Origin of the sequence: Anaerococcus hydrogenalis (assembly GCF_002871895.1) — a bacterium.
GTDB lineage: Bacteria > Bacillota > Clostridia > Tissierellales > Peptoniphilaceae > Anaerococcus > Anaerococcus hydrogenalis.
The window spans coordinates 428,592-445,308 of record NZ_PNHP01000001.1 but is presented as its reverse complement, the minus strand read 5'-3'; the positions used below and the strand labels follow the sequence as shown (position 1 = coordinate 445,308).

At 27.3% G+C, this 16,717-nt stretch carries 17 protein-coding genes; 1 reads left to right on the top strand and 16 read right to left on the bottom strand.

Annotated features, from left to right (window positions below):
* Positions 1–6: 6 nt before the first annotated feature.
* Together thiI and CJ192_RS02195 are read right to left on the bottom strand one after the other, a co-directional pair.
* Positions 7–1,173 carry a tRNA uracil 4-sulfurtransferase ThiI gene (gene thiI, locus CJ192_RS02200; RefSeq protein ID WP_102197599.1) on the bottom strand — a complete coding sequence of 389 codons (1,167 nt, stop codon included), beginning with the start codon at positions 1,171–1,173 and terminating at the stop codon, positions 7–9.
* Entirely contained in the window at positions 1,173–2,291 is a 1,119-nt protein-coding gene (locus CJ192_RS02195) for a cysteine desulfurase family protein (RefSeq protein WP_102197598.1), read from the bottom strand. The genes thiI and CJ192_RS02195 overlap by 1 nt, the downstream gene beginning before the upstream one ends.
* 73 nt (positions 2,292–2,364) lie before the next feature.
* On the opposite strand from CJ192_RS02195, the gene CJ192_RS02190 reads away from it, so the two are divergent.
* The gene (locus CJ192_RS02190) at positions 2,365–3,276 is read left to right on the top strand and encodes a ribonuclease H-like domain-containing protein (RefSeq protein ID WP_102197597.1); all 912 of its coding nucleotides are present in this window, start codon (positions 2,365–2,367) and stop codon (positions 3,274–3,276) included.
* Here CJ192_RS02190 and CJ192_RS02185 read toward each other — a convergent pair.
* From CJ192_RS02185 to recJ, 14 genes are all read right to left on the bottom strand, one after another.
* On the bottom strand, positions 3,271–3,954 hold the full coding sequence (locus tag CJ192_RS02185) for a uracil-DNA glycosylase (RefSeq protein WP_004816537.1): 684 nt from the start codon (positions 3,952–3,954) through the stop codon (positions 3,271–3,273). The genes CJ192_RS02190 and CJ192_RS02185 overlap by 6 nt on opposite strands.
* Positions 3,932–4,399 carry a signal peptidase II gene (gene lspA / locus CJ192_RS02180; RefSeq protein ID WP_102197596.1) on the bottom strand — a complete coding sequence of 156 codons (468 nt, stop codon included), beginning with the start codon at positions 4,397–4,399 and terminating at the stop codon, positions 3,932–3,934. The genes CJ192_RS02185 and lspA overlap by 23 nt, the downstream gene beginning before the upstream one ends.
* Complete coding sequence (locus CJ192_RS02175; RefSeq protein ID WP_102197595.1) at positions 4,396–5,163, bottom strand: YlmH/Sll1252 family protein; 768 nt, start codon at positions 5,161–5,163, stop codon at positions 4,396–4,398. The genes lspA and CJ192_RS02175 overlap by 4 nt, the downstream gene beginning before the upstream one ends.
* Positions 5,164–5,186: 23 nt before the next feature.
* Complete coding sequence (locus tag CJ192_RS02170) at positions 5,187–5,765, bottom strand: cell division protein SepF (protein WP_102197594.1); 579 nt, start codon at positions 5,763–5,765, stop codon at positions 5,187–5,189.
* A complete protein-coding gene (locus tag CJ192_RS02165; protein WP_102197593.1) occupies positions 5,755–6,429 on the bottom strand; it encodes a YggS family pyridoxal phosphate-dependent enzyme in 675 nt (224 codons plus the stop codon). The genes CJ192_RS02170 and CJ192_RS02165 overlap by 11 nt, the downstream gene beginning before the upstream one ends.
* Positions 6,430–6,441: 12 nt before the next feature.
* A complete protein-coding gene (locus tag CJ192_RS02160) occupies positions 6,442–7,422 on the bottom strand; it encodes an NAD(P)H-dependent glycerol-3-phosphate dehydrogenase (RefSeq protein WP_102197592.1) in 981 nt (326 codons plus the stop codon).
* 9 nt (positions 7,423–7,431) lie between these two features.
* Positions 7,432–8,010 carry a glycerol-3-phosphate 1-O-acyltransferase PlsY gene (gene plsY / locus CJ192_RS02155; protein WP_004816378.1) on the bottom strand — a complete coding sequence of 193 codons (579 nt, stop codon included), beginning with the start codon at positions 8,008–8,010 and terminating at the stop codon, positions 7,432–7,434.
* On the bottom strand, positions 8,007–9,323 hold the full coding sequence (gene der / locus CJ192_RS02150) for a ribosome biogenesis GTPase Der (RefSeq protein WP_004816470.1): 1,317 nt from the start codon (positions 9,321–9,323) through the stop codon (positions 8,007–8,009). The genes plsY and der overlap by 4 nt, the downstream gene beginning before the upstream one ends.
* A gap of 62 nt (positions 9,324–9,385) precedes the next feature.
* A complete protein-coding gene (locus CJ192_RS02145) occupies positions 9,386–9,799 on the bottom strand; it encodes a SoxR reducing system RseC family protein (protein ID WP_102197591.1) in 414 nt (137 codons plus the stop codon).
* A gap of 12 nt (positions 9,800–9,811) precedes the next feature.
* Positions 9,812–11,569 (bottom strand): aspartate--tRNA ligase, encoded by a 1,758-nt coding sequence (gene aspS, locus CJ192_RS02140; RefSeq protein ID WP_102197590.1) that lies wholly within the window; start codon positions 11,567–11,569, stop codon positions 9,812–9,814.
* Positions 11,570–11,577: 8 nt separating this feature from the next.
* Positions 11,578–12,183 carry an MBL fold metallo-hydrolase gene (locus CJ192_RS02135; RefSeq protein ID WP_102197589.1) on the bottom strand — a complete coding sequence of 202 codons (606 nt, stop codon included), beginning with the start codon at positions 12,181–12,183 and terminating at the stop codon, positions 11,578–11,580.
* The gene (gene dtd / locus CJ192_RS02130; RefSeq protein WP_004816513.1) at positions 12,183–12,632 is read right to left on the bottom strand and encodes a D-aminoacyl-tRNA deacylase; all 450 of its coding nucleotides are present in this window, start codon (positions 12,630–12,632) and stop codon (positions 12,183–12,185) included. Before dtd ends, CJ192_RS02135 begins: the two co-directional genes overlap by 1 nt.
* A complete protein-coding gene (locus CJ192_RS02125) occupies positions 12,632–14,812 on the bottom strand; it encodes a RelA/SpoT family protein (protein ID WP_102197588.1) in 2,181 nt (726 codons plus the stop codon). Before CJ192_RS02125 ends, dtd begins: the two co-directional genes overlap by 1 nt.
* A gap of 8 nt (positions 14,813–14,820) precedes the next feature.
* Positions 14,821–16,551, bottom strand: coding sequence for a single-stranded-DNA-specific exonuclease RecJ (recJ, locus tag CJ192_RS02120; protein ID WP_102197587.1), 1,731 nt, complete (start codon positions 16,549–16,551; stop codon positions 14,821–14,823).
* Positions 16,552–16,717: the final 166 nt, after the last annotated feature.

Sequence of the window (16,717 nt, the reverse complement as noted above, 5' to 3'; positions counted from 1 at the left end):
GTCAACCTATATATCAAATATTTCCATATTTTCTATTGCCTTATTTTCAAGCTCTTCTATATCTAATTTGCTTTCACTTTCTTTAATATATTTTAGTTTTGGTTTTGTAATTGGATTTGATGGAGCAAATATTGAGCAACAATCATCAAAAGGTTCTATACTTTTTTCGTAAGATCCGATAAATAAGGCTCTATCAATAATTTCTGTTTTATCAAGTGCTATTAGAGGTTTAAATATAGGAAGTTTTGTTGCATCTTCAATTACAGTCATAGATTCTACCGTTTGACTTGCAACTTGTCCTAAACTTTCTCCTGTTATTAGAGCATGGTAATTATTTTTTTCAGAAATCTTTTCTGCAATTCTCATCATAAATCTTCTTGACAAAATTGTAGTTTGATTTCTATGACAATTTTTATTAATAGATTTATAAATTTCTGCCATATTAACCGAATATATTCTCATCTTGCCGGTGTATTGAGATAATATTTTACCTAAATCTATTGCTTTTTGTAGGGCTCTTTTTGATGTAAAAGGATATGAATGAAAATGTAGACAATTAATTCTCATTCCTCTTTTTGCCATCATAAAACCTGCAACTGGTGAATCTATTCCACCAGATAATAGCAATAGACCATTTCCACTAGATCCTAAAGGAAGTCCACCAATACCTTCATGTCTATTAGCATAAACGTAGGCATATTTTTTTATGTCTATAAAAACTTTAAAATCTGGATTATGAACATCAACTTTTAAATTATTTTTTTGGGCATAATTTTTTAAAATATAGGCACCCATCATTTGAGATAAGTCTGGAGATTTTATATTAAAAGATTTGTCAACTCTATTTGTTATTACCTTAAAAGATTTGTTTTTTATATCCATATTATCAAGTATTTCTTTTAAAGCATTTTCTATTGAGTTTATATCTTTATCGCACCTTTTAATTTCTGATATATAAATAATTCCAAAAACTTTTTTTATTTCTTTTATCAAATCTTTGAAATCATTTTTATCAGCTTTTATATATAACTTTGAGCTTTCAAGATACATATCCTCGTATCCAATTTTTTCTATATTTCTTTTAATATTATCTATTGCAGCTTTAAAGAATTTATTTCTATTTTTTCCTTTTAAAAATAACTCTCCAAAACTAACTGAAAGTAAATCTTGCATTAAAACACCTTTCTTATATCTTCTATATATTCATATAATTTTTCAACTAATAAATCTAAATCTTTTATTTTTATATCGTGAGAAAATGAAAATCTTATAGCACCATCCATATATTTTTTATCTAAATATAAGGCAGATAAAATTCTACTGTTATTTCCCTTAGAACATGCTGATCCACTTGAAACAAAAATATTGTCACTTTCTAACATATGGAGTAAAACTTCAGATTTTATCTTTTCAAAACTAATATTTAAAATATAGGGACTAGAATTTTCAAGTGGAGAGTTTATCTTATACCCTTTAAATTTATCCGAAATTTTATTTCTTAAATACAAATTTAAATTTTTTATGTAAGAATAATCCTCTTTTTCTTTTGATAATTCCAAGGCTTTAGCAAAAGCATAAATGGCAGGAGCATTTAAAGTTCCAGATGAAAAAATTTCTTGCCTTCCTCCATATAATAGAGGTTTTATCTTATTTTTAAATGAATTATTAATATATAATCCACCTATCCCCTTTGGTCCATGGATTTTATGAGAGGAAAAACTCATTACATCAACTCCTAAATCTTTTACATCACATGAGATTTTTCCCAAAGCTTGAGTAGCATCAATGTGAAATAAAATGTCTTTGTTTTTTGATTTTATTATTTCAGATATTTTTTTTATATTTTGTATAGTAGATATCTCATTTTGTACATAAATTATGGATACAAGTTTTGTTTCTTTATCTATTTTTTCCTCTAAATCTTTTAAGTCAAGAAAACCAAATTCATCATTATTAATAAAGCCTATTTTTTTGAAGTTAGAATTTTCAAAAGCATCAATAACTGATGAATGTTCAAGTTTTGTTGTTAGAGCTTTATTATTTACACCTGCAAATGAGTTTATAATTATATTATTTGACTCAGTTGCACCCTTTGTAAAATAAATTTCATTGGAATTTGAATTTATATTAGAAGCAACTATTTCTCTCGCTTCTTTTACCTTATTTTCTACATCCATACCAAAGCTATGTAGGGCTGATGGATTAGCGAAGTATTTTTTTTCAAAATCTTTTTCTATATCTATTACTTCATCATACATTCTTGTTGTAGCAGCATTATCTAAGTATATCATTTTATCACATCCTTTAACTTATTTATTATATTATTACAAAGAAAATAAATCAAATATAAGGTATAATACAAACATGTTATGCGTTAGATACCCCTTTAATGGAAAAAATTTAAAAAAAGACGAATGTATCTTAGATATAGAAACTACTGGACTTGATCCAAATACAGATAGTCTTGTAGTTTTAGGTTTAATATATTTTAATAAGGATAAGTTTTATATAGACCAATACTTTGCAAAAAATGATAAAGAAGAAATAAAATTGCTTAAAATTTATAAGGAAAAAATAAAGAGTAGAAAGCTAATCACATATAATGGAGATGTTTTTGATTTGCCATTTTTAAATATTAGACTAATAAAAAATAATGAAAAAGCAGTTTTTCCTGAAAATAAAGATATCTATAAAATTATAAAGTCAAAAAGAAAATTAATAGAATTTAATTCTATGAAGTTAATAGATATTGAAAAAAGATTTGGCATAGAAAGAAATGACCCATCAAGATATAAGGTTATTAGTAAGTTAACTGACGAGATTAAAAACAGGAATAATCCTTGGCCTATTTTAATCCACAATAAAAATGATTTAATATCAACAGAAGCCATTTCAAATATTAAAGAAGTTATAGATGATAAACTATCTTTTAAAGTAAATAATTACAAAATCCATCTTGATAAGGCTTATATTGATAAAAATATAGCAAATATTGAGTTTGAATCAAATCTTAACCTGGATGATTCATTATTTCAAGGCTATAATTATAATTTTAGGATAAAAAACAAAAGTATTATTTTAAAATTAATAGTTTTATATGGGAAACTTTCTAAAGATGCATCTGGTTTTGTTGCTGTTAATAAATTTAATGTAGAAAATAAGGGTTATTATAAAATAAATGATAATTTAATAAGTATAATGGAAAATGGAATTTTTTCAGTTGAAAATATTTTAAATATAATGAAATTTTTAATTAAAAAAAACCTGGACTTATAAGTCTAGGTTTTCTATTTGCCAATCAATTGGCTTGATATTATTTTTTTGTAAAAATTCATTAGTTTTTGAAAAAGGTCTAGATCCAAAAAAACCTCTGTGAGCTGCAAAAGGTGATGGATGGGCACTTTTTATTATTAGGTGTCTATCGTTTGTTATTAATTCTTCTTTTGATTGGGCAAATTTACCCCATAAAATAAATACTATAGGCTTACTTCTTTTATTTAATATTTTTATAATATTATCCGTAAGAATTGACCATCCCAAATCTTTATGGGAGTTTGCTTGATGAGCTCTTACTGTTAAGGTCGAATTTAAAAGTAAAACTCCTTGATTTGCCCACTTTATTAAGTTCCCATTGTTAGGAATATATAAGCCTAAATCACTGTGTAATTCTTTATAGATATTTTGTAAAGAGGGTGGCGTTTTTATTCCTTTTTTTACAGAAAAAGAAAAACCATGAGCTTGTCCTTGCCCGTGATAAGGATCTTGACCCAAAATTACAACTTTAACATCATCATAAGATACTTTTTTTAAGGCATTAAAAATATCGTACATATTTGGATACACAGTGTAATTTTTATATTCATCTATCAATTTTTTTCTTAAATTAATATAATAATCTTTTGTCCATTCATCTTTTAAAATATCATCCCAATCATTTCCTATTTGAACTGACATGATCTTCTCCGTCCATTTTTCCAAAAATTATAAAAATTATAAGTAAAACTGATCCTACAGTAACTAAGATATCTGCTACATTAAATACTGGAAATGAAAAAAATGAAAATTCAATAAAATCTACAACAAAACCATGAAATAATCTGTCATAGAAATTTCCCAAGGCCCCAGATACAATTAGAGATAGGGATAAATTTAATAAATTTGGATTAGATTTCACATTTCTAATAAAGTAATATAATAAATATATTACAACTACTAAGGTTAGAATTATAAAAAACAATCTTTTATTTTGTAATATTCCAAATGCAGCTCCCTTATTTTCTACATAAATTAAATTAATTAATTTGCCATAAACAGGATTTTCAATAAAATGAGATATGGCATAAGATTTGCTTATCCTATCTAAAATTATTCCTATAATAATCAAAATTGTGTAAATCATTTGTACTTCCTATATTCTATATGATAATTGTCTTTCTTACTTTTTCCTATAACCTTGTCAAAAATAAATCTTCCTTCTCTTCTAATCGAAATTAAGGAATTTTCCTCTACAATTTTTGAGGGATTATCGATAATTTGATAATTAACCTTGACCATTCGTCTTTTTATTAAAGTTTGAGCCTTTGATCTTGATAAGTTTACAAATTCACTTACTAAATTATCTAGCCTCAAAGAAGAAATAAATCCCTTATTTTCTATATATTCAATTTTAGAAATAGATAAGATATTATCATTTTTAAAATCAAGGCTAACTTTTTCGTTTTTTATTTTTGTTAAATTAAATTTAACAAAATCCTTATCTTTATTTAAAACTACTAATTCACATTTATCATCACCGATATAAATGTCACCAATATCATTTCTATCAAGCCCTAAATTTAATAGAGCCCCCAGTACGTCAGGATGAGAAATATTATTTATGTTAAATTCTAATACATTAATATAAGAACTTTTTTCTATATAATCTGTATAAGGATTTGCTATGAAAATTTGCCTTTCACTTTTATCATTACATGACAAAAAAACTATCTCTATATTATTAACTTTTGCTATATCATTTAATACAGAAATTTCAAAAGGATTTAAGAAAAAACTAGAAACTTCTTTGTGAGTATAAAATGATTTTTCTAATAAAGAGATAGCTTTTTTTATATTTGCCTTGACAGATTTATCTTCAACAAAATCTATATTATATTTTAATCTCATAAAAATCTATCTTTGAAATCATATTAAAGTTGATTATAATTTCCATTAGATATTTGATCTTCAACATAATTATCGATATCAACACCCTTTGGACAAATTACAAATATACCCTTTGATACTTTTTCAACTGTTCCTTCTAGGGCATAAACTGCACCTGAAACAAAATCTAGAATTTGTCTTTTTTTGTCAACTTCAAGCATTTCAAGATTTAATACAACAACCTTTTTATCTAAGATATCATCTACAATTTTTGGACCATCTTCATCATAGCTTAAAGGTTCTTGAATTGCTATTCTAAAACTATTTGATGAATTGTGACCAAAACTTCTACTTGTACTATTCATACTAACTATATTATCTCCTCCCCTTGTTTTTCTATTTTTGTTATTAGAAGAATAATCATTTGAAAAATTTGAAAAAGAGCTTGTTTTGTCATCGCTTCCAATCGTATTATTAGAAAAATCATATGTTGAGCTAGGGGTGTAAGTACTTTCTGCATTCTCACTTGATCTTTTTATTTCTTTTTCATCTTCTTCAATTTCTTCATCATAATCTTCATAATCGTCATTAATTCCTATAAATTCTTTAAATTTATCTAACATTTTTATACATCCTTTTACCAAATATTTTTGAGCCGACTCTAATAATATTAGTCCCTTCTTCTAAGGCTATTTTATAATCATGAGTCATTCCCATAGAAAGATATTCCATTTCAATATTATTATAACTTAAATTGGATAAATTATCGAATATTTTTTTGAGCCCTTTAAAGCATGATCTAATTACTGAAACATCTTCAGTATTTGGCGCCATGGTCATTAGTCCCCTAATCTTAACATTTTCTAACTCTTTTGCTTGATTAATTATATCTTCTATATCTTCTTCATAAAATCCAGACTTTGATTCTTCCTTGGAAATATTAATTTGAAGCAAACAATCTTGAACTATCGATAATTTTTTTGCCCTATTATTTATTTTTTTCAAAATTTTTAAAGAATCTACTGAATGAATAAGGCGAACTTCTCCAACAATTTTATTAACTTTGTTTGTTTGTAAATGACCAATTAAGTGCCAATTAATATCATCTGGCAACTTATCTTTTTTATCTAAAAGTTCTTGTACTTTATTTTCACCAAAATCTCTTAGACCATAATTATATACTTCCATAATTTTATCTACACCATGGGTTTTTGTTACGGCTAAAAGCATAGCGTCATAATCTTTCATATCTTTTTTTAAGTTATCTATATTATCTTTTATACTCATAACACATCCTTTTTAATATTCACTTTTTTTATCCCTACCCATTAATATTTCTACAGATTTTTTTGGATCAGCTTTTTCATATATCACCTTGTATATTTCTTTTGTTATAGGTAAATCTATATTTTCTTTTAATGATAATTCATATAAGGCTTTTGTTGTAGGAATCCCTTCTATAACAGTCTTTACCTTTTTACAAGCTTCTTCTAAGGAGTAACCTTTACCAAATAAGATACCACACCTGTTATTTCTAGAATGCATACTAGTTGCAGTTACAATCAAATCTCCTATACCACAAAGTCCATTTATTGATTTCGGATTTGCACCTTGACTGATAGCAAATTTATTCATTTCATAAATTCCTCTTGTCATAATTGCAGCCTTTGTGTTATCACCAAAGCCAAGACCTGTAACCATTCCTATTCCAAATGCTAGAACATTTTTTATAGCTCCTCCAATTTCAGAACCAATAACATCTGTCGATCTATAAACTCTTAAATAATCTTTAGAGAATAAATTTTGTATTTTTATCGCAACTTCTTCATCTTCGCAAGCACAAAGTAAAGCTGTAGGCATTTTTTTTATAACTTCTTCAGCATGACTTGGACCAGTTAAAATGGCATAAGTACAATTTGGATTGAGATCATTTATAATTTCTGATACTCTTTTATAAGTTTCAAGTTCAATACCCTTTGATAGGTTTATTAATATCTTTTTATCTAATTTATCTTTTATTTTCCCTAATACATCTCTAATAGCTTGGGTTGGTATTGCATTAATAATTATGTCATTATCTAATAATTTTTCTAAATTATTTGTAGCTTTTATATTTTTATTTAATTTAAGGTCAGGAAAATATTTTTTGTTTATATGTAGCTTGTTTATATTATCTACATCTTCAATGTTTCTAGTATACATCAAAATCTTATTTTCTTTTGACAGAAAATCAGCAATAGCACTTGCCCAACTTCCTGCACCTATAATTGAAATATTCATCTTACTCCCTTAAAACATCTTCTTTTCTTCGTGATTTTTAATTCTAATTATATTTGCCCTATGTTCTATTATTATCATTGATGCAATGAAAATAATAATGATAGTAAATAAATTTAAGCCTTGGAAATAATAAGATATAAACGGAGCTATTATACTAGCACTTAAGGATGCTTTAGATACAGTTCTTGTTAGTAAGAATACTATTATAAAAACAATAGCTAAACATAAAAACACTCTCAAGTCATAAGCTAATAAAGCTCCTGCAGATGTAGCTACACCTTTTCCACCCTTAAATTTTAAAAATATGGAAAAAATATGACCGATAACAACAAATACTAATGAAGTTAGAGCATATTTTTCACCTAAGAAAAAATTAGTAGTATAAACTGCAATCAATCCCTTTGCCATGTCAAGAAATAGGGTGAAAGTTCCTGCAAGTGCTCCAAAATTTCTAAATACATTTGTAGTACCTGGATTTCCACTACCCATCATCCTTATATCTCTTTTAAAAAATATTTTACCAATAAGATACGAAAAAGGAATAGAACCAACTAGGTATGAAAAAAGTGCAACTAAGATAATTTTCATTTTTCTTTCCTTTCTCTTATTTCAAAAGTAAATGGAACTCCTTGCAAACTGTAATTTTGTCTTATTTGATTTTCTAGATATCTTTGATAAGAAAAATGCATTAATTCCTTATCATTTACATGTAATAAAAATTTAGGTGGAGCTGTTTGAACTTGGGAAATATAATAAATTTTAAGCCTTTTACCCTTATCTTGAGGAGGTGCTGTCATCATTATTGCATCTTGTAAAATTGTGTTAAGCACACCAGTTTTAATTCTAGTATGATAATTACTATTTACAATCTCAATTAAGTTTAGAAGGTCCGTAATTCTTTGACCTTTTAGGACAGAAATAAAAATTATTGGAGCATATAGGGCAAAAGAAAGTTTATTTCTTATTTCTCTTTCCATATTTCTCATAGTATTTGTTTCTTTCTCTACCTTATCCCATTTATTAACAGCTATAATTATAGCTTTTCTTTTATTATGTGCATATCCTGCTATTTTTGTATCTTGTTCAGTAACACCTACTGTTGCATCAATTAAAAATAAACAAATTTCTGAACTATCTACAGCATCAAAAGTTCTTTGGTTTGCATAATATTCAATATTATCACTAACCTTATTTTTTCTTCTTAGTCCTGCTGTATCAATTAAAACATAATTATTATCCTTATATTGCCAGTAAGTGTCTATTGCATCTCTTGTAGTTCCTGCAATATCAGTTACTATCATTCTTTCTTCATTTAAAAGATGATTTACTAATGAAGATTTACCAGCATTAGGTTTTCCTATTATAGCAATTCTTGTAGCATCAAGATCAGTATCAAATTTTGAAAAATCTATCGATTCTACAACCTTATCTAATAAATCTCCTAAATTTTTTGAACCTTCCGCAGAAATTGTAACTAAATCATCAAATCCAAATTGATAAAAATCATAAATATGATCAGGAATTGTTTCTCTATCAATTTTATTTGCAACAACAATCACTTTTTTGTTATATTTCCTTAGCTCACTAGAAATTTCAAAATCATGAGGATTTATTCCCTCTCTACCGTCGACTACAAATAAAATTAAATCACTTTCTAATAAAGCTTTTTCTACTTGTGATTTTATCTCTTGATTCATAATTTCCTTATTTGAAATATCTAATCCACCAGTATCTGCTAAGATAAATTCTTTTCCAGTCCACTCGACCTTATCATATACTCTGTCTCTGGTTACTCCATTTTCATCTTCTGTAATGGCTTTTCTTTTTCCAACTAATTTGTTAAATAATGTTGATTTTCCAACATTAGTTCTTCCAACTAGCGTTACTATTGGTGCCTTCATATTATTCTCCATCTATTTTTTTATAAACAAATAGATAAAGTTAGCTAAGCTAACCTTATCTATTAAGCCTTCCTTAATGTTATGATTTCTTTATTTTCATAACCCTTATCCATAAACCTTAATACTAAAATGGAAAGAGCTAGAAATATAAATATAAATAAAACAGTAAGTAAATTATTATCTTGAATAGCATTTTTGAATATCGTATTTGCTAAAACTGCACCCGTAATCATCATGAAAACAGGAAATAAGTAAGTGAAATAAGATAATCTATTTACAGTTTTAATATCTGAATCAAGATAAACAAAATCTCCAGGATTAAGATTTTCATTAGTAAATGTAGTATAGTAAGATGGTTTTATTTCACAACCACCACAAGAAGAACATGAACCACATCCTGATTCTTTTTGAATCATGACTTTAACATTTCCATTTAAATTTTCTACAACTATCCCTTTTTTACTAATAGTTTGCATCCCTTACCATCCTTACTCTTTTACTTCTATACTTAATTCACTTAAACTTTTTTCATCAACTATGCTTGGTGCTTGAGTTAATGGGCAAGTTGCTGATTGAGTCTTTGGAAAGGCAATGATATCTTTTATATTATCAGTTTTTGCAAATAACATTACCATTCTATCAAGTCCATATGCAAGTCCTGCATGAGGAGGTGTGCCATATTGTAAGGCTTCTATAAAGAAACCAAATTTTTGTTTGATATCCTCATCTGATAATTTTAAAGCCTTGAATACTTTTTCTTGAAGTTCTTGGTTATTGATTCTGACAGAACCTCCGCCCATTTCATCTCCGTTAATTACTATATCGTAAGCTTGAGTTCTTACTTTTTCAGGCTCTGTCAATAATAAATCAACATCTTCTTCATTAGGCATTGTGAATGGATGGTGTTGAGATACATATCTGTCTTCTTCCTCACTGTATTCAAACATAGGGAAATTTACTACCCAACAAAAAGCATATTCTTTTTCATATAGATTTTGATCTTTTGCAACTTTTCTTCTTAAAGCACCCAAACCTTCAAGTACAGTTTTGTTTTTATCAGCTGCAATTAAAATTAAATCATTGTCTTTGATATCTAATTTTTCTTTTAAATTATTTATAATATCATCAGTCAAAAACTTCTTAATTGATGAGTTTATATCATTATCTGAATTAAATTTAATAAAGCTTAGTCCTTTAAGGCCATAATCTTTCACAAAGTCTGTTAATTTATCAAGTTGTTTTCTTGAATAGTTTGAAGCTTGTCCTGTAAAATTAATCGCTCTTACTGAATGACCTTCTTTTATATTATCTGTAAATACTTTAAAGTCTGAATCTTTGAATATTTCAGAAATATCATTAATTTTATATCCATATCTTAAATCTGGTTTATCAGATCCATATGAATTCATAGCTTCAGAATAATCCATTCTAGGAATTGGTAATTGTAAATCATAATCTGTAAATGTATCAAAAAGTTTTTTAAGAAGACCTTCATTAACTTTTATTACATCATCTTGGTCAGCAAAACTTAATTCAATATCAAGTTGTGTAAATTCCGGTTGTCTATTTGCCCTTAAATCTTCATCCCTAAAACATTTTACAATTTGAAAATACCTATCTAAAGAACCAATCATTAACAATTGTTTCATTAGTTGTGGAGATTGAGGCAAAGCATAAAATTTACCTTGGTTTACTCTTGATGGTACTAAATAATCTCTAGCTCCTTCAGGAGTTGGTTTTGTTAAAAATGGAGTCTCAACCTCTGTAAATTTATTATCGTACATATATTCTCTCATACATCTAACAATATCAGATCTCAATTTAAGATTTTTTTGAACTGATTGTTTTCTCATGTCGAGATATCTATATTTTAATTTTAAATTTTCGCTAACGTCATCGTCATCTTTTATATAAATTGGAGGTGTTTTAGCCTTATCTAAAATATTGATTTTTTCTGCAACTATTTCTATGTTTCCTGTTGGTATTTCTGGATTTTTTGATTCTCTTTCTCTTACTTCACCCTTAACCTCAAGAACATATTCGCCAGCTACATCATTTACAGTTTTATAATTTTCGCTATCTTCTTCTCTTGTTACAATTTGTGTTATGCCGGTTTTATCTCTAAGATCAATAAATACCAAAGATCCTAAATTTCTTTTTTTGGCAACCCAACCCATTAAAACAACTTCTTCTCCTATGTTTTCTTCTCTAAGTTCACCACACATGTGGCTTCTTTTAAATTCCATATTACCTCCTAATTTAAAAATGGATTATTATTTTTTTCAAAACCAATACTTGTAGATTCACCATGTCCTGGATGAACCTTGGTTTGATCGTCATATATAAATAATTTATCTTTTATTGAATTTATTAAAATATTATAGTTTCCACCTGGAAAATCACTTCTTCCTATTGACAAATTAAATAAAGTGTCTCCAGAAAAGATATGGTCATTGATCATATAGGACATAGAATCTAAACTATGACCAGGAGTTTTTATAGCTTTAATTTTATACTTAGAAAACTCTTCTTGGTCTTTTAAATATTGATCAATATTAACAGTCAAATCACAATATCCCCTAGATAAGTTGTAATCTGGATCATCAGCTATATTTTTACTATCTTCACTGGCATAAACTTTTACCTTTAATTTATCCTTGAAATAATCTAGACCCAAAACATGGTCAAAGTGAGTATGAGTTAATAAAATAAACTCTATATTAATTTTATTCGTATCTATATAATTTTCAATTTTTCCACCAGGATAAACTGGATCAATTAAAAAACCATTTTTATTATCATCAAAAACCAGATAACAATTTGCCATCATGGATCCTTCGCTTATTTTTACTATATTCATTAATATAACCTTTCGCTATCAAGTTGAATAGTTACAGGGCCATCATTAATCAATGATACTTCCATATGAGTTTGGAATTTCCCTGTTTTGACATTAAACCCATCATCTTTTAATTTTTTAATTAATATCTCATAATATTGATTAGCTTTTTTTGCATTTGATGAATTTATAAATGAAGGCCTATTTCCTTTTCGTGCATCTCCATATAGGGTGAATTGACTTACAATAAGTAACTCTCCCCCAACATCTTCAACTGATAAGTTCATTTTCCCTTCAGAATCTTCAAATATTCTCAACTTTTCTATTTTCTTTTTTATATAATCTATATCTTTTTCATCATCAGAATCTGTAACTGCTACAAAAACTAATAATCCATTTCCAATTTCAGATATCAATTCATCGGAAACTGTAACACTTGCTTTTTTTACTTTTTGAACTATTGCTCTCATTAACTTTTCACCCTATATATACTCTCAATCATTTTTATAGTTTTTAATTTCATTATCAATTCATTTAATTTTTCAGTATTTGGCACACTTACTGTCAAATCTATTATACCTTCATGATTTTCATTGCTTCTAACATTCATAGCTTCTATACTTACATTTTCAGCTGATATTAATTTTGTAATTTCAAATATAATGCCAGTGCCATCTTTTGTATTAATTTGAATCCTAACAGGAAACATATCGCTGGAGCTATTTTGCCAATATACATCTATTAATCTCTCTGGTGTTTTTAGATTTGTAATGTTTGGACAATTTCTTACATGGACACTTATACCGTTGCCCTTGGTAATATAGCCTACAATTTTATCTCCAGGAACTGGATTACAACATTTTGCAAACTTAACATCAACTTGATCTTCAAGATCGCTTACCCTAACCTCATTTGAAAATGACTTATTGCTATTATGATTTTTATTTATATCCAAATTCTCAAGATTTTTTGGTAATTCATCTTTGTGTTTTTTTATTAATTTTTGAATTATTTGATCGGTATTGGTTTTACCAAATCCGATTGATGCAAACATTTCGTCTTCTGTTGGATAACCTAAGTCATTAGCAATTTCTATTAGCCAATCATCTTTGATATCCCTTTTGTATATTTCCTTTGTTTTTCTAAGTTCTCTGTATAGTGAATCTTTTCCAATCTCAATATTTTCTTCTTTTCTATACCTTTTGAAAAACTGTTTTATTTTATTTTTAGCCTGGTTAGATTGAACTATATTTAGCCAATCTCTAGATGGCCCTTGGGAATTTTTACTTGTAAGGATTTCTACTACGTCCCCTGTATTTAATTTGTGGGAAAAAGGAACAATTTTCCCATTTACTTTTGCACCAACGCATTTATTTCCAACTTCTGTGTGAACCCTATAGGCAAAATCTATAGCACAAGAATTAACTGGAAGGGCATAAATCTCACCTTGAGGAGAATAAATATAAATTTCTTTTGAGAAAAAATCACCCTTTAATGTATCAAGAAATTCTTTGCTATCAACATCTTTTCCACCTTCTTTTTGCCATTCCATAATTTGTCTAATAAAGGTTAATTTTTCATCAAATTCAGTAGACTTAGATTTATTTTCCTTGTATTTCCAATGAGCAGCTATTCCATATTCACACTCATAATGCATTTGTCTAGTTCTTATTTGAACTTCAAATGGTTTTGAGTCAGCACCAAATACAGTAGTATGCAAAGACCTGTACCCATTTGGTTTTGGTTGACCTATATAATCCTTTATCCTATTTGGTATTGGTCTCCAAATTGAATGAACCTTTCCTAAAACTTCATAACAATCAGCAACTGTATCAACTAGGACCCTAACCGCTGTTAAGTCATAGATTTCATTAAACTCAATTTTATTTCTACTCATTTTTTTATAAATAGAAAAAAGTCCTTTTGGCCTGCCAGATATTTCATAATTTATCTTAGATGATGAAAGAGATTTATCAAGAGTTTCAATTATTTCATTTATATAGTTCTCTCTTTCCCTTCTTTTATTGTGAACCATTTGAGCAAGCTCATAATATTCTTCCAGTTTTTGGTACCTAAAGCATAAATCTTCAAGTTCCCATTTCATAGTATATATTCCAAGCCTATGAGCTAAAGGAACGTAGATTTCAAGAGTTTCACTGGCAGTTTGCTTTTGTTTTTTTTCAGTCTTATATTCCAAAGTCCTCATATTATGCAAACGGTCTGCTAGCTTTATTAAAATAACTCTAATATCATTACTCATGGCCAAAACCATTTTTCTAATGTTTTCAGCTTGTTTTTCTTCTCTAGTTTTATAATTTAATTTTTTAAGCTTGGTTACTCCATCAACTAAAAAAGTTATTTCTTCACCAAAAAGATCTCTCATTTGATCTTTACTTACAGGTGTATCTTCCAAAACATCATGCATTAGTCCAGCACAAATTGTTTGATCATCCAGTTGCATATTTGAAATAGTTGTTGCAACAGCTATTGGATGGATAAAATAATCTTCACCAGAATTTCTTTTTTGACCCCTATGATGATATTCAGCAAAATCGTAAGCTTTTTTAATCAAATCAATATCTGCATTTTCATTATTTTTTAAGATTATTTTCTTAAAATTTATAAATTCTTTTTGAAAATCTTTTGCCATAATATCACCTACCTAATATCAATTAATCTTATTTGTAAATTTTTTTGGCCCCTAAACTCATTTACATCAGGATAAAAAACTGCATCAATCTTTTTACCAACTATATGGGAATTAAATTTATCTAATAGGTAATTATAATCTTTTACAGCATTAAACTTGATTGCTTCAAGATCACGCCCTTTTTTATTTAAGGTCATTTTTAAAGTATTGTTATTTTTCCCTATCATATTTATAGCTTTTATTTCCAAATTTTTATCTGCAAATTTCGCCTTAGGATTATCCTTTCCAAAAGGTTCTAGTCTATTTAAACTTTCAGCAAATTCTAAAGATAGTTTATCAATTGGAATTTGAGCATCTATATTTATTATTTCCTCAAAATCATCCTTTGTTAGTTTTGACTTATCATTTAATTTTTTTCTAAATTCATCCACCCTATCTTTTCTTATAGAAAGACCACATGCCATTGGATGGCCACCGAATGATTCTAACATATCCTTAATTTCAAAAATTTCTGTATAAATATTATAAGCTTCAATGCTCCTGCCAGATCCCTTTAAAATTCCTTCTTGATTTGAACCTGTCATAATTATTGTAGGCTTATTAAATTTTTCTTTAATTCTTCCAGCTATAATTCCACATATACTTTCTTCTATATTATCAACATCTACTATAATTATATCATCTTTATAATATTTTTTATCTTTAATAATTTCTAAGGTCTTTTCAAGACCAATACTTGTTAAATCTTTTCTCTCATTATTTAAACTAACAAGTTTTTTTGCATAAGAATGAATTTTATCTATATCTTCTTCCATTAGCATATCAATAGCGAGTTTTGCAGTTGAAAGTCTTCCTGTAGCGTTCATACAAGGACCTATTACAAAGCCTAAAGTATAGGCATTAACTTCTTTATTCCAGGAATTTTCCTCAATCAAGGCTTTTATAGCTAATTTTTCTGTATTATTGATTCTTTTAAGTCCTTCTCTAACAAATATCCTATTTTCATCAGTTAATGAGACTACATCACAAACAGTTCCCATAGCAACATATTCCAGTAAACCATATAAATAGTCTCTATCTCCTTCTAGTCTTTGGTATAAAGCTTGCATTAATTTAAAACTAACACCAGCCCCACATAAATCATCAAAAGGATAAGTATTATCAAGTCTTTTAGGGTTTATTACACAGTCAGCATCAGGTAAAATTTGTTTTACCCATTCACCATTACTTTCTTTTATAACTTGGTGGTGGTCAGTAATAATTACCCTTATTCCATTTTCTTTTAATTTTTCAACTTGGTCTATTGCTGTAATTCCATTATCGCAACTTATAACAAGACTAACTTTAGCTTCAATTGCCCTGTCTATCATTCTATCACTAATTCCGTAACCATCGATAACTCTGTCTGGAATATCATAACTAATATCATCATAAAAATATAATAAACCATCAAGCAAAGTCATAGTAGAACTAATACCATCTTGATCGTAATCTCCAAAAATTCTAATAGATTGTCCATTTTCCATAGTTTCTATTATTAAATCTATTGATTCTTTCATATCATTTAATAAAAATGGATCATGAAGTTTCTCAAGGCTTGGATTTATAAAACTGTCTACCACATTTGGCTCTACTATATCTCTATTCGCTAGTATTAATGATTCTAATTTGGTAATATTTTTATTTTTTAAATTTGATAAATAATTATTTTTTTTATTATATATATACCACTTGGTCATAATTACCTCTCTTATGAATAAATTATACCATTTTTATAATCAATATAAAGATTATAGATAATTACAATATAAATTTTTATAAAAATGGAAAAAATTGATATTTTATAAATTATTTTGAAATTTATAAAAATCGAAATAAAATAATAAAAAAACATTTATGGAGATA